Annotated in this window: 9 protein-coding genes; 3 read left to right on the top strand and 6 right to left on the bottom strand. The window is 70.5% G+C overall.

The features are described 5' to 3' along the window. Window positions 1–2: 2 nt before the first annotated feature. From AMYBE_RS0107910 to entS, 6 genes are all read right to left on the bottom strand, one after another. Window positions 3–3,356: a non-ribosomal peptide synthetase gene (locus AMYBE_RS0107910; protein ID WP_020658818.1), complete on the bottom strand. Its 3,354-nt coding sequence runs from the start codon at window positions 3,354–3,356 to the stop codon at window positions 3–5. Further along, window positions 3,350–10,423 carry a non-ribosomal peptide synthetase gene (locus AMYBE_RS0107915; RefSeq protein ID WP_020658819.1) on the bottom strand — a complete coding sequence of 2,358 codons (7,074 nt, stop codon included), beginning with the start codon at window positions 10,421–10,423 and terminating at the stop codon, window positions 3,350–3,352. The genes AMYBE_RS0107910 and AMYBE_RS0107915 overlap by 7 nt, the downstream gene beginning before the upstream one ends. Beyond that, window positions 10,416–14,621, bottom strand: coding sequence for a non-ribosomal peptide synthetase (locus tag AMYBE_RS0107920; protein WP_027927474.1), 4,206 nt, complete (start codon window positions 14,619–14,621; stop codon window positions 10,416–10,418). Before AMYBE_RS0107920 ends, AMYBE_RS0107915 begins: the two co-directional genes overlap by 8 nt. Next, window positions 14,606–21,571 (bottom strand): non-ribosomal peptide synthetase, encoded by a 6,966-nt coding sequence (locus AMYBE_RS0107925; protein ID WP_020658821.1) that lies wholly within the window; start codon window positions 21,569–21,571, stop codon window positions 14,606–14,608. Before AMYBE_RS0107925 ends, AMYBE_RS0107920 begins: the two co-directional genes overlap by 16 nt. Then, window positions 21,568–21,789, bottom strand: coding sequence for an MbtH family protein (locus AMYBE_RS0107930; RefSeq protein WP_020658822.1), 222 nt, complete (start codon window positions 21,787–21,789; stop codon window positions 21,568–21,570). The genes AMYBE_RS0107925 and AMYBE_RS0107930 overlap by 4 nt, the downstream gene beginning before the upstream one ends. 319 nt (window positions 21,790–22,108) lie before the next feature. Next, complete coding sequence (gene entS / locus AMYBE_RS0107935; protein WP_020658823.1) at window positions 22,109–23,362, bottom strand: enterobactin transporter EntS; 1,254 nt, start codon at window positions 23,360–23,362, stop codon at window positions 22,109–22,111. A gap of 75 nt (window positions 23,363–23,437) precedes the next feature. Here entS and AMYBE_RS0107940 point away from each other — a divergent pair, with 75 nt between their 5' ends. The 3 genes from AMYBE_RS0107940 to AMYBE_RS0107950 are packed head-to-tail and all read left to right on the top strand — an operon-like array spanning window position 23,438 to window position 26,939. Next, on the top strand, window positions 23,438–24,979 hold the full coding sequence (locus tag AMYBE_RS0107940) for a (2,3-dihydroxybenzoyl)adenylate synthase (protein ID WP_020658824.1): 1,542 nt from the start codon (window positions 23,438–23,440) through the stop codon (window positions 24,977–24,979). Next, window positions 24,976–25,959 carry a FecCD family ABC transporter permease gene (locus AMYBE_RS0107945; protein ID WP_027927475.1) on the top strand — a complete coding sequence of 328 codons (984 nt, stop codon included), beginning with the start codon at window positions 24,976–24,978 and terminating at the stop codon, window positions 25,957–25,959. Before AMYBE_RS0107940 ends, AMYBE_RS0107945 begins: the two co-directional genes overlap by 4 nt. Then, window positions 25,956–26,939 (top strand): FecCD family ABC transporter permease, encoded by a 984-nt coding sequence (locus tag AMYBE_RS0107950; protein ID WP_020658827.1) that lies wholly within the window; start codon window positions 25,956–25,958, stop codon window positions 26,937–26,939. The genes AMYBE_RS0107945 and AMYBE_RS0107950 overlap by 4 nt, the downstream gene beginning before the upstream one ends. Window positions 26,940–26,951: the final 12 nt, after the last annotated feature.

The raw sequence follows: 26,951 nt of genomic DNA on the forward strand, positions 1-26,951 counted from the left end.
GTTCACCCGAGTTCGGCGTCCACCTCGGCCTCCGTCAGGGCCTCGACCTCCAGGCAGATCTCCGCGACCTGCTCCAGCCGCCCCGGCACCGCTTCGTCGGCGAGCAGCCGTGCCGCCATCGCACCGACGGTGCGGGTCGCGAACAGCGTCCGCACGGTCACCTCGGTGCTGTCCAGCGCCTCCCGGAGCCGGCCGACGATCACCGTCGCCAGCACGGAATCCCCGCCCAGTGCGAAGAACGGATCGTCGAGGCCGACCCGATCGACGCCCAGCACGTCCGCCCAGACCTTCGCGAGCACCCGCTCCAGCGCGGAGTTCGGTGCCGCATAGGAGTCGGTGTCCGCGGTCCAGCGCGCGGCGACGGCGCGCCGGTCCACCTTGCCGTTCGCGGTGAGCGGCAGGTCGTCCAGCACGACGACCCGAGCCGGGATCATGTGCGGCGGCAGCAAAGTGCGGGCGAACTCGCGCACCTCGTCCGGCGTGACCGGTCCGGCGACAGCGGCGACGAGCTGGTTGCCCGCGACGCCGGCGACACCGCGCCGGACGCCGGGGTGCTCGGCCAGTGCGGCTTCGACCTCGCCGAGTTCGATCCGCATCCCGCGCACCTTGACCTGATGGTCGCGGCGGCCGAGGAATTCGAGCGTGCCGTCCGGCCAATAGCGCGCCCGGTCGCCGGTGCGGTACCAGCGCCGTCGCTCGTGCTCGACAAAGCGGTCGGCGGTGCGGTCCGGGTCGCCGCGGTAGCCGAGGGCGACGCCTTCGCCGCCGATCCACAGCTCGCCGCTCACCCAGTCCGGGCAGTCGTGGCCGCGGCCATCGACCACTCGGCAGACGACGTTGCGCAGTGGCGCGCCGTAGGGGACCGACCGCCAGTGCGCGGGTACGCCGTGCACCTCGCAGACTGTCGAATGGATCGCCGTTTCGGTAGTGCCGCCGAGTCCCGCGAACCGGCAGCGCGGCGTGTGCGCGGCTACTCGGCCGGGCAGGTCGGTGCCGACCCAGTCGCCGCCGAGCAGGACCGTGCGCAGGCCGGCCAGTTCGCCCGGCGCGGCCGAGACGAGCAGCATGTCCAGCAACGCCGGAACGCAATTGACGAGTGTCACGCCGCGAGCGGCGATCAGCTCTGCCCAGACACGGGCGTCCTTGCGGTCGGCCTCGTCGACAAGCGCGACCGTGCCGCCAGCGCTGAGCAAGCCGAAAATGTCGTAGACGGAGAGGTCGAACTCCAACGCGGACACCGCGAGGCACCGATCGGCCGGGCCGATGCCGAAGCGTTCGTTGAGGTCTTCGATGGTGTTCATCGCGGCGCGGTGCGGCACCTCGACGCCCTTGGGCTCGCCAGTGGAGCCGGACGTGAAGAGCACGTAGGCGATCGCTTCCGGGTCGCCGAGGACCGGCTCGGCGAGCGGCTCGGCCATGGTGTCCACTGTGGTCAGTGTGGTGGCGAGGCCAGCGAGGCGGCGGATCCGGTCGGCGCGCGCGGGCGGCTGGTCGACGCCTATCGGTACGTAGGAAGCTCCGGCCGCGAGCACCCCGAGGACAGCGGCGATCTGATCCGGGCCCTTCGGCAAGCTGACGCCGACCGCGGCACCGGGCTGGACGTCCAGCCCGGCCGCCACTCGCAGCGCTCGGTCCGCCAGCTCTCCGTAGGTCAGCTGGCCGTCCTGGCCCCACACCAGCGCGACAGCGTCCGGATCCTGCCGGGCGTGCTCGAAGAATCCTTGGTGCAACAGCTTTTCGCTGCGCGGGCCAGCGGTGTCGTTCGCCTTCTCGCGTACTGCCGCCTGCGCGACGGGCAGGTCGCCGCCGACCGGCAGGTCCCACGTCGCGTCGTGCTGTCCGAGCCGCGTGACCAGCTGGGAGAACCCGGCGAACATGTCGTCGACCAGCCCGGCCGGGAACGCGTCTTCCCGCACGTCCCAGTTGATCAGCAGGCCGTCGTTCACCTCGGTGACCTGGGCGTCCAGCAGGACCTGAGGACCCTGGGAGATGATCCAGACCGCCTCGCCGAAGAGCCGGCGGACGCTTTCGTCGAACAGTTCGCCGAGGTTGAGCGCGCTGGTGAAGACGAACGGAGCGAGGACCTGTTCACCCTGATGCCGGGACAGATCGCGGAGTACCTCGACACCGGAGTACGCGGCATACGCGGCGTCGGTGTGCATCCGCTCCTGCAATGCCTTCGCATGGTCGGCGAAGGACGCTTCGGCGATCAGGTCGACGTCGAGGAGGACGGAACCGGTGAAATCGCCGACCAGCTGATCCACTTCGGGATGGGTGCTCTCGCGGTCGAACATCGGCACGTTGAGCAGGAACCTCGGCTGTCCGCTCCACCGGGAGAGCGTTTCGGCGAACGCGGTCGCGACCGTCATCGCCGGGGTCAAACCGTGCTCGTGCGCCCGTGCGGCGAGCTGTTTGCGGTCCTCCGGCGCGAGCCAGCAGTGCCGGCGGGCCACCCGGGTCGCGTCACGGCGCTCGTTGTCCGGCACCAGCGGGAGGTCCGGGGCGGAGGGCAGCTCGGGGATCCGGTGCTGCCACCAGTCTTTCGCGCGATCGCGGTCGGCAGCCCGGGCGGGTTCCCGTTCGGCGAGGTAGCGCGGATAGCTGTAGCCGATCGGCGGCAGTTCGGCGTCCTCGTAGAAGCGGGCGAGATCGGCGAGCAGGACGCGGTAGCTCACCGCATCGGCAGCGAGCATGTCGACGTCGACGTGCAGCCGGGTCCGTCCGTCGCGGCGGCGGCTGAGCTGGATCCGGAAGACCTCGCCGTTGGCCACGTCGAGGCGGGCGTGCGAGGACCGGTCGCGGATCAGCTCCAGTTCGGCCTCGTCCTCGATGTCGTGCACGATGAGCGCCGGCTGCGTTCGTTCGGCCAGGATCCGCTGCCATCCGTTGTCGTCGAAGGCCGCGCGCAGCATTCCGTGGCGCTGCACGAGCTTTCGGACCGCGGTTTCGAGCCGGACCGGGTCGACTCCCACGCCGTCGAACTCGACGTAGAGGTGCGCGGCGACGGAGCCGAGCGCGGTCTCCCCGCCGCGGCCGATCCAGTACGCGTGCTGCATGAGCGCGAGCGGAAATGGCTCCGACTCGTCCACTTCGACCGCGGTGACCGGCTCCGGCGCGACGCCCGCGGCGTCCGCGAGCACGCCACGCCAGCCGATGAGCGTCGGGTTCTTCAGCAGTTCCGCGAAACTGACTTTGATCCCGCGCCGCCGCCACGCGTTCGCGACGTGCATGAGCCTGATCGAGTCCAGGCCCCACTCGATCAGGCTGTCCTCTTCGGACAGATCAGCTGCCTCCGGGCCCAGCAGGCCGGTGACCTCGCGCAGCAGGTCTCCCGTCGTCGGCTGCTCGTTCACCACGTGCCCAGCTCCTCTTCGAACTCGTCGATGTCGTCCTGGCTGACGTCCACCAGGGAAAGGTCCAGCGCGGGCCCGCCGTCGGCGAGGGCGTCGCGCAGCCGCGCGGCCAGCGCGCGCACGTCGGTCTGCCCGGTCAGGGCGATCCGCAGGCCGCCGTCCACCGCGGCGGCGTTGATTTCGAGCGCCCAGTCCCCGGCCCGGCCGGGCCGGGGCGGCACTCGCAGCATCGGGGCTTCGGGCGCGACGGTCCATGGCGTGCCGTCGCCGGTGTCCACCCGGCCGAGGTAGTTCAGCACGATCGTCGGCTCCGGCAGTCCGAGCGGACGGAGCAGGCCGTAGCCGAGGCCGTGGTCGGGCAGATCGTGCAGGGAGTCGTTGGCGCGGACTGGGAAGACAGTGGTGAACCAGCCGACGGTCGCCGACAGGTCCACCCCTGCCGCGATCTGTCCCTCCCGGCCGTGCCCTTCGACCGCGACGACCGCGTTGTCCCGCCCCAGCGCCCGGCCGAGGGCAGTGAGCAGTGCCTGCTGGACGTCTCCGCCGGGCAGCGGCACCGTGCACTCGGTGTGCTCGGGCACCGCGTCGGTCAGCGGCAGCACCGGGTCGGCACCGTCGAGAATTCGTTGCCACAGCTCGCGTTCGGCGCTGCGGTCCTGCTCGCGGAGCAGTTCGCTCCAGCGGCGGTACGACGTGCCGGTGCGGACCAGTTCGCGGCCCTGCCACGCTTCGGCGAGGTCGTCGAGGAGGATCCGCCAGGAGACGCCGTCCACCACCAAGTGGTCGGCGACGATCAGCACTCGGCCGGGGAACCGAACGACCTGGACGAGTTGGTCGTCGCTGAGCCGGTCGCGGGCGGCGAGGAGCTCGTCATCCAGCGAACCAGTGGCGCGGGCGACGATTTCCTTGGCAGCGAAGGATTCCTGGGGCACGACCAGGGTTTCGCCGTCCCAACGGGCGCGAAGCACGTCGTGCCGGTCCAGCACCGCCTGCACGGTGCGCACCAGCCCGGGTTCGGTGAGCCCGGGCGGTGCGGTCACCAACATCGCCTGGAACAGCCCGCGGAATCGCATGATCGGCATCGGCGGAACCCGGCCGTAAGGATGGTCGGCGTGGACCGCGAAATCACCGGCCGCGGCGAGCCCGGCGGGAGTGCGGTGTTCGAAGACCTGGCGCGGGGTCACCGTGATCCCGGCCTTCCGGGCGCGGCTGACGAGCTGAACCGAGACGATGCTGTCGCCGCCCAGCTCGAAGAAGCTGTCGTGCACGCCGACTTCGGGCAGCTTCAGCGTCTCGGCGAACAGTGCGCACAGCAGGCGCTCGCGCTCGGTGCTCGGTTTCGCCGTGCCGGTGCGGGACTGGAAATCCGGGTCCGGCAGGGCTTTCCGGTCGAGTTTGCCGTTCGCGGTGAGCGGGAGTTCGGGGAGCTCGACAATCGCGGCAGGCACCAGGTGCTCGGGCAGCTTCGCCCGGAGATCCGGAGCGGTGCCGACGACGTACCCGATCAACCGGTCGTCCCGGACGACCGCGGCGGCCGCTTCGACGCCGTCTTCCGCGGCGAGGGCGGCTTCGATCTCGCCGAGTTCGATGCGGATGCCGCGGAGTTTGACTTGGTGGTCGGTGCGGCCGAGGTAGTGCAGGATGCCGTCGGGGTCGCGTTTGACGAGGTCGCCGGTGCGGTAGAGGCGTTGTCCGTTGGGGGCGGCGACGAATCGGGAGGCGGTCAGGCTGGGGCGGTTGAGGTAGCCGCGGGCGAGTTGGACGCCGCCGAGGTACAGCTCGCCGGGCACACCGGGAGGGACGGGCCGGAACAGCCGGTCGAGGACGTGCGTCTCGGTGTTCCACACTGGCCGGCCGATGGCGACGTGGTCGGTGACGGTGTGGTGGGTGACGTCGACGGCGGTTTCGGTGGGGCCGTAGAGGTTGTGCATGCCGGGCCGGGCGATCTCCGCAGGCAGCGCTTCGCCGGAGGTGATGACTCGGCGGGGGAGTGGCCGGTCGCCGTAGGCGCGGAGCATGGACGGGACGAAGTGGACGGTGGTGATTGCTTCGGTCTCGATGAGCTGTGCGAGGTAGTCGGGGTCTTTGTGTCCGTCGGGTTTGGCGAGGACGAGGGTGGCGCCGGTGATGAACGGCCAGAAGAATTCCCACACCGAGACGTCGAAGCTGGACGGGGTTTTCTGCAGTACCCGGTCCTGCGCGGTGAGGCCGTACTCGTGTTGCATCCACAAGAGACGGTTCACAATGGACCGGTGGGTGACCACCACACCCTTGGGGTGCCCAGTGGAGCCCGAGGTGTAGATGACGTACGCCGCGTTGTCCGGGCCGGCCTCCGTGGTGTGTGCGGTTTCTTCGAGGGTGGCGGGGAGGACGACGACAGGGTTGGCGTCCTGGATCATGAAGGCGAGTCGTTCGGCGGGGTAGGACGGGTCGAGCGGGAGGTAGGCGCCACCGGCCTTGTGGACGGCGAGCAAGGAGACGATCAGGTCGAGTGAGCGGTCTTGGCGGATGCCGACGATGCGATCCGGACCCACACCGGCCGCGGCGAGTTTCCCGGCGAGGACGGTGGCCCGGGTGTCGAGTTCCGCGTAGGTGAGCGAGGTGCCCTCGAAGCGCACGGCCTCGGCGTTCGGGGTGCGCGCGACCTGCGCGGCGAACAGCTCGGCCAACGTCGTGTCCGGGACGTCGGCGGTCGGGAACTCCTGGATTCGTTCGTCCTCGGCCAGCACGGCGGTCGCCGACAGCGGCCGATCCGGTTCGGCGGTGAGCGCGCTCAGATAGCGGACGAACCGGGCAGCTATATCGTCCACAGTGGAATGGTCGAACAGGTCGCGGGCGTAGACGAGCCAGCCGTCGATGCCGTCTTCCCGCTCGAACAGATGCCACGAAAGGTCGGTCCGCGCCGGGTAGAAACCGACGTGCTCCTCGCGCAGCGACGCCCGGCCGAACGGCGCCGCGTCCCGGTTCGCCCGCTGATAGGCCAGCATCACCTGGAACAGCGGATGCCTGCCAAGCGAACGGGCCGGATTGACGGCCTCGACGATCCGTTCGAACGGCAGGTCCTGGTGCCCGAACGCGGCCAGATCCGCGCCGCGGACCCGGTCCACGAGCTGCCGGAACGTCGGGTCGCCGGTCAGGTCGGTGCGCAGGACCAGGGTGTTGACGAAGAAACCGACCAGGCCGTCGAGCGCGTCGTCGGTGCGGCCCGCGACCGGGCTGCCGAGCGGGATGTCGTCGCCGGCGCCGAGCGCGCCCAGCAACGCGGCGAGCGCGGCTTGCACGGTCATGAAGACCGTCGATCCGGTCTCGCGGGCCAGCGACCGCACCGCGGCGAGCGTCTCGGCGCCGAGCCGGAAGCGGACGGCGTCCCCGGCGAAGGTGGCGTTCGCAGGGCGAGGCCGGTCGGTCGGCAGCTGGATCTCTGCCGGAAGGTCCGCGAGAGCTTCGCGCCAGTACGCGAGCTGGGTAGCCAGCAGACTGTCCGGGTCATCGTGGTTGCCGAGCAGGTCCCGTTGCCACAACACGTAATCCGCGTACTGGACGGGCAGCGGCGGCCAGTCCGGCCGCCGGCCGGCGCAACGCGCGGTGTACGCGGTGGTGAGGTCGGCGACCAGCCGTTCGGTGGACCAGCCGTCGGACCCGATGTGGTGGGTGAGCAGGGAGAGGACGTGGGTTTCGCCCTCGCGGATCAGCTGGGCGGCGAAGGGCGGCTCTCGATCCAGCTCGAACTTGCGTTGCGCGGCCTCGCGGAGGGTGCCGCCGCTGCCCAGCGTCGGCGTCCAGTCCAGGACTTGCTGGTAAGGCTTGCCTTCGAACTCCGGGTAGACCGTGCGCAGCACCTCGTGCCGTCCGACCACATCGGACAGTGCGGCACGCAATGCGTCGAGATCGAGCGGTCCGTCGAGCCGGATCGCGAACGGGACGTTGTAGGTCGCGCTGGCGCCTTCGAGGCGGTAGAGGAACCACAACCGCTGCTGGGCGAAGGACAACGGCAGTCGGCGCGGACGCGGCATCGGCGTCAATGCCGGCCGCTGCCGGCCGCTGTCGTCGAGGAGTGCGGCCAGGCGGGCGACCGTTGGCGTGTCGAAGACGGTGCCGATCGACAGCTCTGCGTCCAGTTCGGCGCGGACCCGGCTGACCAGTTTCGCGGCGAGCAGCGAATGCCCGCCGAGGGCGAAGAAATCGTCCCGCACACCGACCCGGTCGAGCCCGAGCAGATCGGCGAACAGACCGGCGAGCGCTTGCTCTCGCTCGGTGCCCGGCGCGTCGTCGGTGACCTCGGCGATCGGTTCCGGCAGTGCGCGGCGGTCGAGTTTCCCGCTCGGAGACAACGGAAGGGCGTCCAGTTCGACAAGAACCGACGGGACCAGATGGTCCGGCAGCGTCTTCGCCAGCTGGACTCGGACGCCGGTCGCGTCGCCAACGACGTACGCGACGAGCTGCTGCTTTTCCGGCCGCAGCACGACGACGGCGCTCTCGATCCCGGGCAGCGCGGTGAGCGCGGCTTCGACTTCGCCGAGTTCGATGCGGATGCCGCGGAGTTTGACTTGGTGGTCGGTGCGGCCGAGGTAGTGCAGGATGCCGTCGGGGTCGCGTTTGACGAGGTCGCCGGTGCGGTAGAGGCGTTGTCCGTTGGGGGCGGCGACGAATCGGGAGGCGGTCAGGCTGGGGCGGTTGAGGTAGCCGCGGGCGAGTTGGACGCCGCCGAGGTACAGCTCTCCCTCGACGCTCGGCGGCACCGGCTGAAGGTTGCGGTCCAGCACGTGAAGCTGTGTGTTCCACACCGGCCGGCCGATGGCGACGTGATCGGTGACGGTGTGGTGGGTGACGTCGACAGCGGCTTCGGTGGGGCCGTAGAGGTTGTGGATGCCGGGTCGGGCGAGATCGTCCGGCAGAGCCTCGCCGGAGGTGATGACGCGTTTCGGCAGCGGCCGGTCGCCATAGGCGCGGAGCATGGACGGGACGAAGTGGACGGTGGTGATGGCCTCTTCGGTGATGAGCCGGGCGAGGTAGTCGGGGTCTTTGTGTCCGTCGGGCTTGGCGAGGACGAGGGTGGCGCCGGTGATGAGCGGCCAGAAGAACTCCCATACCGAGACATCGAAGCTGGACGGGGTCTTCTGCAGTACCCGGTCCTGCGCGGCGAGGCCGTACTCGTGCTGCATCCACAGCAGACGGTTCACAATGGATCGATGGGTGACCACGACGCCCTTGGGCCGTCCGGTGGAACCGGAGGTGTAGATGACGTAGGCCGCGTTGTCTGGACGAGCCGCAGTGACCCGCGTGCCGGCGTCGAGGGGTGTGGGCAGTACGAGGACGGGGTTGGCGTCCTGGATCATGAAGTCGAGTCGTTCGCTCGGGTAGGACGGGTCGAGCGGTAGGTATGCGCCGCCTGCCTTGTGTACGGCGAGCAGGGAGATAATGAGTTCGAGTGATCGGTCTTGGCGGATGCCGACGATCTGGTCGGCGCGGACGCCTGCTGCGGCGAGTTGTCCGGCTAGTGCGGTGGCGCGGGTGTCAAGTTCGGCGTAGGTGAGTGAGGTGCCTTCGAAGCGCACGGCCTCAGCGTCCGGCGTGCGTGAGGCCTGCGCGGCGAACAGTTCGGCGAGGGTGGTCGACGGCACCTTCTCCACGGGCCCGGCCAAGCCCGGCGTCGAGTGGTATTCCAGCTGTGAAACGGCCGTGTCCGGGGCTGCCAATGCCTGCTGGAGCAGCATTTCCAGGTGCGCGAGGAACTGTTCTACCGTCGCTGCGGCGTACAGGTCGGTCGAGTACGTCGCCTCGATCCGCATCTCGCCGCCGGTCAGGAACACTTCCAGCGCGAGATCGAACTGCGTGGTGTCGTTGTGCACTGTCCGCCAGTTCGCTTCGACGCCCGGCAGGTCGAATCCCTGCAATCCTTGGGCCAGGAACAACAGCATGACGTCGAACAGCACCGAGCGCCCCGCCGTGCGCGGCGGTCGCAGCCTCTCGACCAGCAGGTCGAACGGAAGGTCCTGGTGGGCGTAACCGGCGGTGCAGACCCGCTGCACCCGCGCGACCAGTTCAGCGAACGACGGCTGCCCGGTCAGGTCCGCGCGCAGCACCAACGTGTTGCCGAAGTTCCCGATGAGCCGTTCGACTTCGCCCGCGTCGCGGTTCATCGACGCCGAACCGACCGGCACGTCCGTCGCACCGGTGTAGCGGTGCAGCAGAGCGGCGTACCCGGCGAAGACGACCATGAACGGCGTCACGCCGCGTTCGTGCGCGAAGCCGGCGATGCGCTCCGTCACGGCCGGATCAAACCTCCTGACGCGGCGGTCGCCGCGGCTGGATCGGACGGCCGGGCGTGGGAAGTCGGTCGGCAGCGGCAGGTTGTCCGGCATCGGGTCGAGCGCGCCGCGCCAGTAGTCGAGATCCTTCGCTAGCCGGTCGTCGGTGAACGTCTTCCGTTGCCAACAGGCGAAGTCCGCGTATTGCACCGGGAGCGGTTCGAGCCCGGCGGGATGGCCGGTGGTGTCTTCGCGGTAGAGCGCGGACAAGTCCCGCGAGAGCGCATTGAAAGTGAAGCCGTCCCATGCGATGTGGTGCACGGTCAGGACGAGTACGTGGTCGTCGTCCGCGCGACGGAGCAGCTTCAGCCGCAGCGAGTGTTCCGCTGTGAGGTCGAAGCCGTGCGCCGATTCCGCTCGCGCGGCGGATTCGGCCGCAGTGCCCCGCTGCTCCGCCGGCAGACCTCGCAGGTCCGTCTCGGCCATCGTGACCACCGCGAACGGATCCACCACCTGACGCGGCTCCCCGTCGGCTCCGGGCACGTATCGGGTGCGCAGGATCTCGTGCCGTTCCACGAGCCGCTGGAACGAACGGTGCAGCGCGGGCCGGTCCAAATCGCCGCGCAGCTCGATGGCGAGGCACACGTTGTACGCCGCGGTGCCCGGTTCGAGCTGTTGCAGGAACCACATCCGCGACTGGGCGGACGACAGCGGCAGGTCGTTCTCGCGGTCGGCCTTCGGGATCTGCCCAGTGCTCGCCAGCCCGGCCTCGGCGAGGCGGCGGCGGAGCAGTTCGCGCTTGCGGGCGGCCAGGTCACTCACCGGAAATCTCCTTCAATGCGGCGAACCACGCGGCGGACAAGGCGCGGATCCGGTCGTCGGTGAACAGCGCGCCCGGCCACTGCCAATCGGCGTGCAGTTCGCCGCCCTCCACCAGCGAGTTCAGCACCAGGCAGTACGGGGCGGGCTGGGCGTCGTCGACCCCGCCGCCCAGCGCGCCGGTTTCCGGCGCACCGGTCCACGGCGCGCCGCTCGTCTCGCCCGCGGTGAACTGGCCCAGGTAGTTGACCTCGATCTGCGGCTCGGGCAGCGCCGCCAGCTCGGCGGCGGCGGCCGAGTCGAGGTAGCGCAGCAAACCGTGCCCGATTCCGTTGTCCGGCAGCGCCAGTTGCCGGGCGACGGTGTGCACGTCGGCGGGATCGAGCCGGACCGGGTGCACGCTGGTGAACCAGCCGACGGTGCCGGACAGGTCGGCACCCGGCACCAGCTGCTCCTCTCGGCCGTGGTTCTCCACCGCCAACAGGACCGGCCCCGGTTCTCCGCGCCATCGCACGACGGCGCGCGCGAACGCGGTGAGCAGCACGACGTCGACTGGCACGCCGAGCCGTTCCGGCACGGCCGTGAGCAGTGCTCGCGTCAGGTCCGCGTCGAGAACGGTGCGGATCGAGCGCACTGTGGCGCGGGTGTCGACGGCCGGATCGAGCCGCCGGGCGCCGAGGACCGGGTCCGGTCCGGACCGGATGTCCCGCCACCGGTCGAGTTCGGCGGCCTTGCGTCGCGCGGCCTCGGGCAACGCCTGCGCCCATTCCCGGAACGACGTCCCGAGCGGCGGCAGCTCGCGCCCGGCCCAGAGATCGGCCAGCTCCGGGACCAGGATGCCCCACGAAGCGGCGTCGACCACCAGGTGGTGCAGAAGCAGCAGCAGCCGCCCGGCCCGGTGGGGGCCGCCGTCGAACCACACGAACCGGGCCATTTGGCCGGCCGCCGGATCGAGTTCTCGCAGCTCGGCCTCCATCACGTCGGGCAGTTGCGCGGCGACGTCGGTCAGTTCGACGCGCCGCACCACCGCCGCCGCCGCGCCGCGCGGGCGGACTGTCATCGTCTGGTCGAAGGTGGCCCGCAGGACGTCGTGGCGGTCGAGCAGCGTTTGCAGCAGCTGGGTGAGCCGGTCCTGGGTGAGCTCCGGGGGAGTGCGGACCAAGCGGGCCTGGCTGAGCCGGTCGTACGGCGGGTGGTCGGTGAGCCAGGCGAGCATCGGCGTCAGCGGAACCTCGCCGATGCCGGCGTCCGGGTCGCGCTCCACCGGTGCCGCCGCGGTCAGCTGAGCCAGTCCGGCGACGGTCCGGCGTTCGAACACATCGCGCGGGCTGAACCCGAATCCGGCTGCCCGGGCCTTGCCGACCAGCCGCATCGAGACGAGGCTGTCGCCGCCGAGCGCGAAAAAGCTGTCGTCCGCGCCGACTCGCGATAGGCCCAGCACCTCGGCGAACAGCTCCGCGAGCCGCGTCTCGGCCGCGGTCTCCGGTTCCCGGGTCGTGCCTTGGCAATCCGGGACCGGCAACGCCTTCACGTCGAGTTTGTCGTTACGGGTCAACGGGAACGACTCGACGGCGACGATCGCCGCCGGAACCAGGTACTCCGGCAGCTGCGCGGCGACCTGCTCCCGAAGGCCGTCGACACTGCCGTTCCGGAGGACGACGTAAGCGACCAGCCGCCGGATCCCCGGCGTGTCCTCGCGCGGCACGACGACAGCGCGTTCGACCCGGTCGTCCCGGGACAGCACCGCCTCGACCTCGCCCGGCTCGACCCGGAAGCCGCGGATCTTGACCTGGTCGTCGACCCGGCCGCGGCAGTCGAGGAACCCGTCCGCGGTCCACTTCGCGAGGTCGCCGGTCCGGTACATCCGGCCGCCGTGGAACGGATCGGCTACGAACCGCTCCGCCGTGCTGCCCGGCCGGCCGAGGTAGCCGCGCGCCAGCCCATCGCCGGACAGGTACAGCTCGCCTTCGACCCCGACCGGGCACGGCCGGAGCCGTCGGTCGAGCACGTATGCGCGGGCGTTGCCGACCGGCGAGCCGATGGACGGCGTCGGGCTGTCGGCGAAGTCGGCCACTGCGGAGTCCACAGTGCACTCCGTCGGACCGTACAGATTGTAGACGGCCAGGTCCGGCTCGCTGCGCAGCGCTCGCCACAACTCGGCGGGCACCGCTTCGCCGCCGACGCCGAGAACCTTGAGCGAACCGCGCCAGGGCTCGGCCGCGACCTGCGCCAGCAGCGACGGGGAAAGTTCGACGAACTCGATCTCGTGCTCGACCAGGAACGCCCGCAGCAGGTCCGCGTCCCGGCGTACGTCCGGCGGCACCAGGTGCAGCTCATGCCCGGCGAACAGCCACAGCATCGGCTGCCAGGACGCGTCGAACGCCATCGGCCAGGCGTGCGCCGCCCGCAGCGGACGGCCGGCTTGCGCCTGTGCCGGATCGAACAGGTCGGTCCGGTGGCTGACCAGGAGGTTCGCGATCGACCGATGGGGTACGACGACCGCCTTCGGCATGCCGGTCGAACCAGACGTGTAGATGACGTACGCCGGGTTTTCCGGCCGGGCGCGCTGCGGCAAGTCCGCGGCGGTGCCGGAGGGCAGCTCAGTGAGCGTCACGATCGGCTGGGCGTCGGCGAGCATCAGGTCGATGCGCTCAGCCGGCCAGTCCGGGTCCAGCGGCAGATACGCGGCCCCCGCCTTGAACACCGCCAGCAGCGCGATGATCAGGTCCGGACCTGGAGCGAGCCGGAGCGCGACGATCTCTTCCGGCCGCACGCCTCGCGCGGCGAGGTCCCTCGCGACCGCGTTGGCCCGGGAGTTGACCTCGGCGAAGGTCAGCCGCTCCGGACCGGAGACGATCGCGACCGCGTCCGGCGTCGCCCGGGCCTGCGCCTCGAAGACCTCGGACATCGTCGTCGGCTCGGTCGGCAGCCGCTTCCCGGTGCCGAATTCGGCCAGCCGGCCGGCGTCCTCTTCGGACAGCAGCTTGAACGGGTTCTCGGCCGCGAAGCTCTCGACGGCACGAGCGAAGTAGCGGGCGACACTGTCGACCCAGTCGCGCTCGAACACGTCCGGCCGGTACTCGAAGGTGACGGAGAGCTGCTCCTCCGCCGCGATCGCCAAGGTGAGCGGGTAGTGCGTCGCGTCCTCGACATCGACACTCGTGATGCGCAGCCCGGCGGCACGTTCGCTCTCGCCGACCGCGCCGGAGTCGACCGGGTAGTTCTCGAAGACGACCAGCGTGTCGAACAGGTCCCCGGCGCCCGCCGCACGCTGGATCTCGGTCAGCCCGAGGTACTGATGATCGAGCAGCCCCGCCTGCGCGGCCTGCACCTCGCCCAGCGCCGCCTCGGTGCGGACGCGCACCGGGACGGTGTTGATGAACAGGCCGACCATCGAGTCCACTCCGGACAGCTCGGCCGGCCGGCCGGACACGGTCGCGCCGAACAGCACGTCGTCGCGGCCGGTCAGCCGTCCGAGCACCCGCCCCCACAGGCCCTGGACCACTGTGTTCACCGTAAGACCTTGCTGCCGGGCGCGCGCGTAGAGCTGTTCCGCGGGTAGGTCGATCCGGACTTTGCCCGGCCGCGTCGGTACCCGGGACGCGGCGGGTGCGAGCAGCGTCGGGTCCACTCCGGACAGTGCGTCGGCCCACGCTTTCGCCGAGTCGTCCCGGTCGCGTTCGGCTAGCCAGGCCAGATAGTCCCGGTACGGGCGCGGCCTCGGCGGCGTGGTGCCGCCGTAGAGCGCGAGCAGTTCGCTGATCAGCAGCGGCAGCGACCAGCCGTCGAGCAGAAGGTGGTGGTTGGTCAGGACGAGCCGGTGGTCGGTGCCGCTCAGATGCACCAGTGAGAACCGCAGCAACGGCGGCTCGTCCAGGACGAACCGCCGCGCGCGGTCGCGTTCGAGTACCGCGCCCAGATCGCCGTCGGACTCGTCCCACGGCAGGTCGACGTGGTCCAGCACTACCTGGACCGGCTCGTCGACGTCCTCGTGCACGAACGCGGCGCGGAGATTCGCGTGCCGCGCCAGCAGCTGTTCGGCGGCGGCGCGCAGCCGCGGACCGTCCACCGCGCCCTCCAGACCGAGGACGAACTGGACACAGTAGACGTCGTCGGCGTTGGTGTCGTACACCGCGTGGAACAGCATTCCCTGCTGTAGCGGGGAAAGCGGCAGGACGTCCTCGATCACTTCTTTCCCCACTTCGCGGCGAGCTTGTCGAGCTGGCCCTGCTTCAGCGACACCAGCGGTACGTCGGACGGGGTGAGCCCGGCGTCGTTGCCGCCGCTCAGCGCACGTACCCACGCCCGCGCGTACCGGGCGACCTCGTCCGGGCGGTAGCGATCGGTGAACGACCAGGTGGCTTTGAGAACCGGGCCGTCCTCGACGAGCGCGTCGATCTGCAAAGGACGGTGCTGCACCGCCGATTCCGGCAGTTTCTCCGGGCCGGGCACCCAATAGCCATCGCCGGCCTCGAAGCGGCCGAGGTAGTTGAAGCTCACCTCGGAGTCCGGGATCGGCATGCCGAAGCCGTGGTCCGGGACAGCCCGCAGCCGTTCCTTGACGTCGTTGACCGAACCGGTCAGCGCGAACGGGAAGATCGTGGTGAACCAGCCGACTGTGCGCGACAGGTCCGCGCCCGGTACCCGTTGTTCCTCCCTGCCGTGTCCCTCCAGCGCGACCTCGAGTGGGCCGAGCGCGGAGCCGAGCGCCGCCAGCAGTGTCTCGTGCACCCGGGCGTGCTTGTTCTCCAGTACCTTCCGGGTCTCTTCGACGGTCAGCTCGATCGTCGTGCGCCCGGAGACGGGCAGGGCGCGCCCGTGCGAGGGCTCGGGCTGGTCCGCGGTCGCGAGCGCCCAGGTGCGGAAGGAGGTGGGGGCTGGGGCCAGTCGCGGTCTCCTCCCGGCGGCGCGGGCTTCCCAGGCCGTCGCCAGGTCTTCGGTGAGGATCCGCCACGAGACGCCGTCGACGACCAAGTGGTGCAGCACGAGCAGCAGCCGTCCGTCGAAGGCGACCGCCTTCAGCATCGACTCCGCCGGATCCAAAGTGGACACCACAGCGGCGTGCTTGGCGGCGGAGTACGGGCCGTCGACATGCTCGACTTGAGCCTGTTTGGTGTGCGGCACGTGCAGCACGCCGTCGCCGAGGCGGGCGCGCAGCAGCTGGTGATGGTCCAGGACGTCCTGCAGCACCTGCTCGAACGCATCCGGCGCGAACGGCGCCGGCACGCGCAGCAGGGCGGCCTGATGCATCGTGATGTCGCCCGTGGTGGTCCACCAGCGCATGATCGGCGTCAACGGCACTTCTCCGGTGCCGTCGTCGTGCTGAACCGCGGCCGCTGTCGCGTCCAGGACCCGGGCCAGCGCGGCGGCGGTCTGGTGTTCGAACACCTGCCGCGGCGAGAGCTGGAAACCGGCGGCACGGACCCCGCTGACGAAGCGGATCGACAGGATGCTGTCCCCGCCAAGAGCGAAGAAGTTGTCCTCCGCACCGATTTCGTCGCGTTTCAGCAGCTGCGCCATCAGTTCGCAGAGCAGTTTCTCGGTCGCGGTCACCGCGGCGCGGCTTCCGGTCCCTTCGGGCGGCGGGGCGGGCAACGCCTTCCGGTCCACCTTGCCGGAGGGGAGCAGCGGGAACTCGTCGAGGAACACGAACTGTTGCGGCACCATGTGTTCCGGCAGCCGGCCGCGCAGCCAGTCGCCGACGCCGTCAGTCTCCGGGCCGAGGCAGTAGCCGAGCAATCCGGGCTGCTCGGCGCGCACCAGCACCACCGCGCGGCGAACCTGCTCGTGCTGCTCCAGGACGGCTTCGATCTCTTCCGGTTCGACGCGCATCCCGCGGATCTTGATCTGGTTGTCCGCCCGGCCAAGAAACTCCAGGCTGCCGTCGGCCTGCCAGCGCGCCAGGTCGCCGGTGCGGTACAGCCGGGCGCCGGGCGGGCCGAACGGATTCGCGACGAACCGTTCCGCCGTGCGGCGCGGGTCGCCGAGGTAGCCGCGACCGAGGTAGATGCCCGCGGCGTACAACTCGCCGGGAACGCCGACCGGCACCGGCAGCAACCGCCGATCCAGCACGTACAGCTGGGTGTTGCCGTTCGGCTTGCCGATCGACACCGCTGCGCGCAGCGCCTCCGGGTCGCGGTAGACGACGTGGCTGACGCCGATCGTCGCCTCGGCGGGACCGTAGCCGTGGTACATGATCGCGTCACTCGCCCGGCGGAACCTGGCGAACAGCTCGGGGGTGAGAACTTCGCCGCCGCACCAGACGTGCTTGAGCGAACCTGCCTTCGGCCCGAAGCCCGGCAGCTGCAGCAGCAGGTCCAGAATGGACGACGGCAGGTAGGTGAAGGTGACCGAGTGCCGGTCGATCAGGCCGAGCAGGTAATCGGGGTCGCGTTCGCCGTCCGGTTCCGCGATGACCAGCTTCCCGCCGTTGACCAGCGGCAGGAAGATCTCGTTGATCGAGATGTCGAAGCCGAGCGGGGCCTTGAACAGCGACGCGTCGCCCGGTCCGAAGCCGAGCAGTTCGCGTTGCCACAGCAGCCGATGGGCGATCGCCCGGTGGCGGATCATCGCGCCCTTGGGCTTGCCAGTGGAACCGGAGGTGTAGATGACATACGCCAGGCCCTCCGGATCGACGGCCACCGTGGACCGGTCCGGAGTGGACTCGGTGCCGACGTGGACGACCGGAACTCCGAGCCCGCGAACCGGCTCGTCGTGCTCGGGCCCGCTGAGGACGGCCGACAGCGCGGCGCTCTCGCAGACCTCGGCGATCCGCTGCGCCGGCCAGGACGGCTCCAGCGGGACGAACGCGCCGCCGGCCTTCTCGACGCCGAGCAGCCCGACGACCAGTTCGACCGACCGTTCCCAGTGCATCCCGACGGTCTTCTCCGGCCCGACGCCGTTCTCCCGCAACGTTTTCGCCACGTGATTCGCGCGCGCGTCCAGCTCCGTGTAGGTGAGCCGGACGTCGTGGAACTCGACCGCGATCGCGTCCGGGCTGCGAGCGACCTGCTCCTCGACCATCGCGGTCAAGGTCGTCGCGGGCCGGTCTTCGTCGGTGTTGTTGAACGCGGCCAGTCGCGCGCGGTCGTCGGCGTCGAGGATGTCCACCAGATCGACGGGCAGCTCCGGCTTCGCCGCGAAGGCGGTCAGCAGGGTCGCCAGCCGCCGGCCGAACGCCTCGACGGTGGTCTTGTCGAAAAGGTCGGTGCGGTAGGAGATCGCGCACTCGCCCGCTCCGAAGTGGAACGCGAGATCGAACTTCGCGCCGCTGACGCCCGGGTCCAGCGGCGTCACGGCGATACCCGGCAGGTCGAGGTCCGTGGGGCGGACTGCCTGGTGCGACACCATCGTCTGGAACAGCGGGTGCCGGTTGGGCGACCGGACCGGGTTGACGGCCTCGACGACGCGCTCGAACGGCGTGTCCTGGTGTGCGTAGGCATCGAGGTCGGTTTCGCGGACCCGGGCCAGCAGTTCGCGGAACGTCGGGCTGCCGCTGAGATCAGTACGCAGCACGAGCGTGTTCACGAAGCAGCCGACGAGGTCGTCCAGAGCTTCGTCGGACCGGCCGGCGGACGGGGTGCCGAGCGGGATGTCCTCGCCCGCGCCGAGCCGGTGCAGGAGAACCGCGACCGCCGCCTGTCCGACCATCAGCTCGGTCACGCCGAACCTCCGCGCGAGCCGGCGGGTGTCCGGAAGCTCGACTCGCACGCTGCCGGCTTCCCCGGTCGGCTGCGGCGGCCGGGGCCGGTCGGTCGGCAGCGGCAGTTCCTCGGGGAGATCGGCGAGCTGGCGGGACCAGTACCCGATGTCGTCGCGCGAGTTTTGCTGCTGCCAGAGCGAGTAATCCGCGTACTGCACCGGCAGCGGGGGCCACTCGGGCGCGCTGCCCTCGATCCGGGCCGCGTAGGCCCGCGCGAGATCGCGCAGCAGCGGGCGCGCGGACCATTCGTCGGCCGCGATGTGGTGCACCACCAGGGTGAACTCGTGCTCGTCCGGGCCGGTCCGGCGCAGGTCGTAGCGGATCGGGAGTTCCTCGTCGAGCCGGAACGCGTGGTCCGTCCCGCCTCGGGCGAGCGGTCGCGGGGCCAGAATCTCCTGACCGGATCGGTCGCCGGGGAAGATCGTCCGCAACGCTTCGTGCCGGGTGACCACGTCGAGCAGCGCGGCAGCCAATGCCGCAGTGTCGAGCGGTCCGGTCAGCCGGGCGGCGAAGGGCAGGTTGTACGTCGTGGTCGGACCGTCCACTTGGTACAGGAACCAGAGGCTGCGCTGCGCCGCGGACAACGGGATTTCCGACGGACGAGGCTGCTTCGTCAGCGGGGCTCGCCGGTTGCCGCCGTCGAGCAACCGGGCGAGCCGGGCCGGGGTCGGGGCGTCGAACACCGCGCGCAGCGACAGATCGACGCCGAAGGTCCGGCGCAGGCGGCTGATCAGTCGCGTGGCGAGCAGCGAATGCCCGCCGAGTGCGAAGAAATCGTCGGCGCGGCTGACCCGGTCGAGGCCGAGAACGTCGGCGAACACCTCGCAGACGATCTCCTCGCGCGGATCGCGCGCCTGCGCTTCGCCTGTCTGAAACTGCGGCTCAGGCAGGGCGTTGCGATCGAGTTTTCCGCTGGGTGTCAGGGGAAGCTTGCCGAGCGGAACGAGTACCGCGGGGATCTCGTGCTCAGGCAGCCCGAGAGCGGCCAGGTCCACGGTGACCCCCGGGTCGGTCACCACGTAGCCGACGAGCTGCTGCTGGCCCGCCCGGACGGTGACGGCGGCGGCACGCACTCCCGGCTGTGCGGTGAGAGCGGCTTCGATCGCGCCGAGTTCGACGCGGAACCCGCGGATCTTGACCTGATCGTCGGTGCGCCCGAGGTAGTGGAGCGCGCCGTTTTCCCATTGGACGACGTCCCCGGTGCGGTAGAGGCGTTGCCCGTCCGGTGCGGCGACGAAGCGGGACGCGGTCAGCCCAGGCCGGTTCAGGTAGCCGCGTGCGAGCTGCACGCCGCCCAGGTACAGCTCGCCGGGCACGCCGGGCGCGACCGGACGCAGCACCGGGTCGAGGACGTGCACGGTCGTGTTCCACACCGGAACGCCGATCGCGACCTCGTCGGTGACGGTGTGATGGGTGACGTCGACGGCGGTTTCGGTGGGGCCGTAGAGGTTGTGCATGCCGGGCCGGGCGATCTCCGTGGGCAGCGCTTCGCCGGAGGTGATGACTCGGCGGGGGAGTGGCCGGTCGCCGTAGGCGCGGAGCATGGAGGGGACGAAGTGGACAGTGGTGATGCGTTCGCGGGCGATGAGGTCGGCGAGGTAGTCGGGATCCTGGTGTCCGCCCGGCTTCGCGAGCACCAAGACCGCGCCGGTGATGAGGGGCCAGAAGAATTCCCAGACGGAGACGTCGAAGCTGGCCGGGGTTTTCTGCAGGACCCGGTCCTGCGCGGTGAGCCGGTACTGGTGTTGCATCCACAAGAGACGGTTGACGATGGCGCGGTGGGTGACGACCACGCCCTTGGGGCGGCCGGTGGAACCGGAGGTGTAGATGACGTAGGCCGCGTTGTCCGGCGAGGCGGGCGTGATCGGCGCGGACCCGTGGAGTGCGGCGGGCAGGACCACCGCGGGCTGGGCGTCCTCGCGCATGAAGTCCAGCCGCTCCGCCGGATAGGACGGATCGAGCGGCAGGTACGCGCCGCCGGCCTTGAGCACGGCGAGCAGCGAGACGACGAGGTCGAGCGAGCGGTCGTGGCGCACCCCGACGATCCGGTCCGGCCCGACCCCCGCCGCGGCCAGGCCAGTGGCCAGCGCGGACGCCTGTGCGTCGAGTTCGCGGTAGGTCAACGAGTCGGTGTCGAACCGCACCGCTTCGGCGTCCGGGGTCCGCCGGGCCTGCGCTTCGAACAGGGCGGCCAGCGTCGTCGCCGGAACGTCGGCGTGCGTCGAGTTCGGTGTCGCGAGCGCGTCGTGCTCGGCCTCGGTGAGCACGTCCAGCTGCGCGACGGGCAGTTCGGGGGTGACGGCGAATCGACGCAGGATCTGCTGGAAGCGCTCCGCGATCGGCGTCGCGTCCGGGCACTGGGTGCGGTCGTGATCGATCCGCAGCGTGAGATCGTCGCCTGGAACTACCAGTAGCGCCAGCGGATAGTGCGTCGAGTCGCGCACGGAAACACCGGCCAGCAACGGGATCGCCTCATCCATCGGGTAGCTCTCGAAGACCAGGAGCGTGTCGAACAGGTTCGGGTGCCCGCTGGCCCGCTGGATGTCCGCGAGCCCGAGATGGTCGTGCTCCAGCAGCCGGGCCTGCTCGGTCTGCACTCGCGCGGCCAGCGTCGTGAGCGACTCGCTGCCGGACAGCCGGACGCGCACCGGGACAGTGTTGATGAACATGCCGACCATCGACTCGGCGTCGGGCAGATCGCCGCTGCGCCCGGAGACGGTCGCACCGAACACGAGGTCGTCGCGGCCAGTCATCGCGGCCAGCGTCAACGCCCATGCGCTCTGCACGATGGCGTTCAGCGTCACGCCGTGCCGGCGCGCGGTCTGTTCCAACGCGGCGGCCGGGAACCGGAACTCGCTGCGGCACGGAAATCCGCTTGTCCCGCCGCCGATCAGCGTCGGCTCCGCGAGACCGGAAAGCGCGCTCCGCCAGGCATCTTCCGCGGCTCGGGTGTCCTGTTTGGACAGCCAGGTCAAGTGGTCCCGGAACGGCCGCACCGGCGGCAGCCGCTCGCCGCGATAGAGCGCGAGCAGTTCGCGGACCAGGATCGGCGCCGACCAGCCGTCCCACAGCAAGTGGTGCGCGGTGAGCACGAGCGTCCGCCCGCACAGCGTGAACCGCAGCAACGGCGGCCGTCCGAGGTCGAACGGCTCGGCGCGGTCCGCGTCGAGATCGAGCCGGTCCGCGACACGGAACGGGACCTCGACGGACCGGCGGATCACCTGCACGAACTGGCCGGAGGCCTGGGTGCGGAACGCCGCGCGCAACGGCCCGTGCCGGCGCACGAGCGCTTCCGCGGCGGCCCGGAGCCGGTCCGGCTCGACGTCCTCGGTCAGATCGAGGACGGTCTGCACGGTGTAGACGTCCGGCCGGTCGCCGAGCAGGGCATGGAAAACCATGCCTTGCTGCAACGGGGTGAGCGGGAGGACGTCCTCGACGCTCGAACTCACGCGCCGGGCTCGCCGTCCATCGCACGGACCAGGCTGAGCGGCCGGAGGTCCGTCCAGTGCTGCTCGATGTAGTCGAGGCAAGCCTGCCTCGACTCCTCGCCGAACTCCACCCGCCAGCCGGACGGGACCTCGGCGAACGCCGGCCACAGGGAGAACTGGCCCTCGTCGTTGACCAGGGCGTAGAACCGGCCGCTGTCGTCGTCGAAGGGGTTCGTCAAGGTAGTCCTCCTCGGCAGAAGTTAGCTGAGGCTTACCTTAGTGCGAAGGTGATCACGGTGTCCACCCGCGAACAACGTGACGAGGACTTCGTTGACCGCGCCCGGGGAGTTCCCGGGTAGTCGTACTGCTCGCGCAGTACGGCTCGTCGGCGGTGTCGCGCTAGCCGACCGCGGCTGAGCTCGCGCTGCTGACCCGACCGCGCAGGTCCGTGAGGGGTCCCTTGAGGGAATCTGATTCCGGCAACGGGGCCTTCACGGAGCCAGTGCAAGGTCGGCGATCCGAGCCGACACGTCAGCTGGTGAGGTTCGTTGGCCGACTTCAAGGCGAGCCCACCCGCGACGGGGGATCCGTCGCCAAGGAGCCCCGCCGCAGCTTCGGCATCGTCAACGCGACCAGCAGTACGCCCGCCACGCAGACGAGCCCGCCGGCGACCACCGCGCTCGAACTGCCGAGCAGCTTCGCCGCAAGTCCGGCTTCCGCGTTGCCGACCGCCGGGCCGGTCGTCGCCTGCGCCAGCCAGACGCTGGACACCCGGCCCTGCAGCCGATCCGGCGTGTAGTGCTGCAGCAGGGCGCGGCGCAACACCTCGGAGACCGCGTCCGCCGCGCCGCCGATCGCCAGGAACAGCAAGCCCAGCCACAGCTGCCCGGACAGTCCGAACCCGGTGATCGCCAAGCCCCACAACAGCACCGCGCCGATCAACGCGCGCCCGCTCTGCCGGGTACGACTGGTCCAGCCGCTCATCAACGCGCCGAGGAAGGCGCCGACCGCGGGCGCGGTGTAGAGCAGCCCGACGGTCGACGGTCCGCCGTGGAACACCTCGATGCCCAGCTGCGGGAAGAGCGCGTACGGCATCGCGAAGACCATCGCCCAGACGTCGATCAGCAGCAGGCCGGCGACGACCTGGTGGTGCCGGACGAAACTGAACCCTTCGGCGATGGACTTGAGCGGGTGCGCGGGCTCCTCGTCCGGCGGCAGCGGCGGGATGCGCCACATCAGCGCGACCCCGGCGAGATAGCCGAGCGCGTCGATCCCGAAACAGGCGGCCACGCCCGGCCCGGCCGCGACGAGCCCGGCGATGGACGGGCCGAGCATCGCGCCGAACTGGCTGGTCACGGTGAACAGCGCACCGGTGGCGGCGAGCTGGCGCTGGTCCACGATCGCGGGCACGACGGCCATCAGCGCCGAGCCGCCGAGCCCGTTGATCCCGCCGGCGAGCACCGCGGCGACGTAGACGAACCACGGCATCGGATGCGGCAGCGCCGCGTTGACCGCGAGACCGGCCAGCACGATCGCGACGATCAGCCGGGTGCCGAGCACCAGCGCGCGCCGATCGCCCCGGTCCGCCGCGACGCCGCCGGCGAGCAGTCCGGTCAGCAGTGCCAGCCCGAACACCAGGCTGACCAGTCCGACCTGCACCGAGGATCCGGTGAGCTGGTAGACGTGCAGGTTGATGCCGACGTTCGTGAGCGCCGTCGTCAGCACGGTCAGGGTCTGCGCGGCGAAGACCCGCCGGAAGCCGCTGCTGGTGCGAAGCGGGGATACGTCGAGGACGAGTTCGCCGAGACGCACTGGCACCCTCCTTCCGAGCCCGAACAGTATCGGCTAGCCTAACCTAAGTTTTCTGGCGAGACGCAGGGAGTGGCGATGCTTGAGGGGTGCGTGCCCTGGCCGGCCGAGCTGGCGCAGCGGTACCGGGACGCCGGCTACTGGGCCGGCCGGCCGCTGGATCGCCTGATCCGCGACGGGGCCGAACGGCATCCGGACCGGATCGCGCTGATCGGCACCGACGGCGCCCGCTGGACGTATGCGGAACTCGACGCCTGGATCGCCCGGGCGGCCGCCGGCCTCGCTCCGTCGATCGCGCCGCGCGAACGCGTTCTCCTGCAACTGCCGAACATTCCCGAGTTCGTCGCGGTGTTCTTCGCGCTGCTGCGGATCGGCGCGCTTCCGGTGCTGGCGCTGCCCGCGCACCGGGAAGCGGAGATGGTGCCGCTGGCCGAGCTGAGCGAAGCCGTCGCGTACTTCATCGCGGACGACGAAAGCTTCGACTACCGCGCACTGGCCAAGACCGTCACGAGCGCGGTGCCGGGTGTCCGGCAGGTGTTCGTGGCGAACGCCGATCTGCCACTGGCGGACCCGGTTCCGCTGCCGGAGCCGGATCCCTCGGATGTCGCGCTGTTCCTGCTGTCCGGCGGAACGACGGGCACGCCGAAGCTGATCCCGCGCACGCACGACGACTACTCCTACAACGGCCGCGCCAGCGCGGAGGTCTCCGGGTTCGACGAGTCCACTGTGTACCTGGTGGCATTGCCCGCTTCGCACAACTTCGCGCTGTGCTCGCCCGGCCTGCTCGGCGCGTTCGCCGCGGGCGGCACCGTCGTGCTTGCCGCCGACCCCAGCCCCGGCACGGTTTTCCCGCTCATCGAACGGGATCAGGTGACGGTCACCGGCGTCGTTCCGCCGATCGCGCTGCTGTGGATGGACGCCGCGGAATTCGCGGACGAGGACCTCTCCAGCCTGCGGCTGCTGCAAGTCGGCGGCGCGAAGCTGAACGCGGAACCGGCCGCGCGGGTGCGCCCGACGCTCGGCTGCGCGCTGCAGCAGGTGTTCGGGATGGCCGAGGGACTGCTGAACTTCACCCGGCTGGACGATCCGGAAGACCTGATCGTCGAGACGCAGGGCCGTCCGCTGTGCCCGGACGACGAGGTGCGCGTGCTCGCCAACGGCGAACTGCTCACTCGCGGCCCATACACCCTTCGCGGCTACTACCGCGCGGAGGAGCACAACCGGCGTTCCTTCACCGAAGACGGTTTCTACCGCAGCGGCGACCTCGTGCGGCAGCTCCCGTCGGGACACCTGGTGGTCGAGGGACGGCTGAAGGACCAGATCAACCGGGGCGGCGAGAAGATCCCGGCCGAGGAACTGGAGAACCACCTGCTCGCGCACCCGGCGGTGCACGACGCGGCGGTGGTCGGGATGGCCGACGAGGTGATGGGGGAGCGGACGTGCGCGTTCCTCGTGGTGAACGGGCCGGTGCCGAAGCTGCGCGAGGTCAAGGCTTTCCTGCGGGACCGGGGCGTCGCGGAGTTCAAGCTGCCGGACCGGCTGGAGATCCTGGACGCGTTCCCGCTGACGAAACTGGGCAAGGTCAGCAAAGCCGACCTGTCGCGCAGGCTGGCCGGGTGAAAGGTCGCGCTGCGGGCCTCGTCGTCGCGTGCGGCGTGCTCGTTTTGGTGGCGTTGCTGAGCCTCGCCGTCGGCGCCCGGTCTCTCTCGCCGGGAACGGTTTTCCAGGCGCTGTTCGACCGCGACGGCTCGGACGCCTCGTTCGTCGTCTGGTCGCTGCGGATTCCTCGCACGCTGATCGGGATCGCGGTGGGTGCGGCGCTAGGTGTCGCGGGCGCGGTCATGCAGGCGCTGACCCGGAACCCGTTGGCCGATCCCGGTCTGCTCGGCGTGAACGCCGGTGCGTCCGCGGCCGCTGCGCTTTCGGTGACGCTCTTCGGGTTCACTGACTTGCGCACGTTCGTCTGGTTCGCGTTCCTCGGCGCGGCGATCGCCGCCGTCGTGCTGTACGCGATCGCCGGCCGCGGCTCGGCCTCCCCGGTGCGGCTCGCGCTGGCGGGCACCGCGGTGTCGGCCGCGCTGACCGGGCTCACCCAAGCGATGACGTTGCTCAACCAGCAGACCCTCGACCAGATGCGGTTCTGGACAGTCGGCTCGCTCAACCGTGCCGACGGTGCGACGCTCGTGCGGGTGCTGCCGTTCCTGGCTGTCGGATTGGCGCTGGCGCTGGTGCTCGCCCGGCCGCTCGACGCACTGGCGCTCGGCGACGACGCCGGGCAGGCGCTCGGCGCGCACCTCGGCCGCACCCGCGTGCTGTCGTTGGCGGCGGTGACCTTGCTGGCTGGAGCTGCTACCGCCGCCGTCGGGCCTCTCGTGTTCGTCGGGCTGGCAGTGCCGCATATGGTGCGCGCGTTCACCGGCCCGGCGCAGCGGTGGGTGCTGCCCTACTGCGCGGTGCTCGCACCGGTCCTGCTGCTCGCGGCGGACGTGCTCGGCCGGGTGATGGCGTCGTCGGAGATCGACGTCGGAGTGGTGACGGCGCTGGCCGGAGCGCCAGTGTTCATTTGGCTGGTGCGTCGGAACAAGGCGGCCCGGGCATGAAGACGCGTCGGTCCTTCGCGGTGTCGCTCGGCTTGGTCTTGGCTCTTGCCGCGGTGGCGGTCGCGGCGCTGAGCGTCGGGGCGATTTCGGTCGCGCCGGCCGACGTCGTCCGGACGTTGCTGGGCAACGGCAGCCGGCTGACGAACTTCGCGGTGCTCGACCTGCGGTTGCCGCGGGTGCTCATCGCCGTCTGCGTCGGCGCCGCTCTCGGGATGAGCGGCGCGGTTTTCCAGAGCCTGACCCGGAATCCGCTGGGGAGCCCGGACATCATCGGCTTCAACTACGGCGCGACGACCGGCGGCCTGCTGGCGATACTGGCGTTCGGCGGCGGGCTGGCGGGCATCTCGCTGGGCGCGCTGGCCGGCGGCCTGCTGACCTCTCTGGCGGTGTATCTGCTGGCCTGGCAGCAGGGGGTGCGCGGAAACCGGCTGGTGCTGGTCGGGATCGGGATCAGCGCGATTCTGCAAGCGGTCAACTTCTACCTGATCGTCAACGCGAAACTCGCCGACGTTTCGCGGGCGACGGTCTGGCTCACCGGCAGTCTCGACAACCTGGGCTGGGACCACGTGTGGCCCGCCGCGGCGGCGCTCGCCGTCGTCACCCCGGCGGTGCTGCTTGGCGCGCGGTGGCTGAACATCCTGGAAATGGGCGACGACACGGCGCTCGCTTTGGGGGTGCGGGTCGAAGCGAGCCGGCTGTACTTGCTGATCGTCGGCACGGCCGCGTGCGCGCTGGCGACCGCGGTGGCCGGCCCGATCGCGTTCGTCTCGTTGACCGCTCCTCAACTGGCGAAACGGCTCACGAAGGCATCCGGCGCGAGCCTGCTGCCGGCTGCCTGGGCGGGGGCGGTGCTGGTGCTGGCCGCGGACTTCGCGGCCCAGCGGATCGCCGGATCGGGGACATTGCCGGTCGGGGTCGCGACGGCCGCGCTCGGCGGCAGCTACCTCGGCTGGCTGCTCTGGTACCGCCGCCGACGCTGACCGAACTGGGGG

This window comes from Amycolatopsis benzoatilytica AK 16/65, from assembly GCF_000383915.1.
Lineage (GTDB): Bacteria > Actinomycetota > Actinomycetes > Mycobacteriales > Pseudonocardiaceae > Amycolatopsis > Amycolatopsis benzoatilytica.

Coding starts and splice junctions, on each gene's coding strand:
- AMYBE_RS0107940 (WP_020658824.1), top strand. CDS start 23,438: ATGCTTGAGGGGTGCGTGCCCTGGCCGGCCGAGCTGGCGCAGCGGTAC.
- AMYBE_RS0107950 (WP_020658827.1), top strand. CDS start 25,956: ATGAAGACGCGTCGGTCCTTCGCGGTGTCGCTCGGCTTGGTCTTGGCT.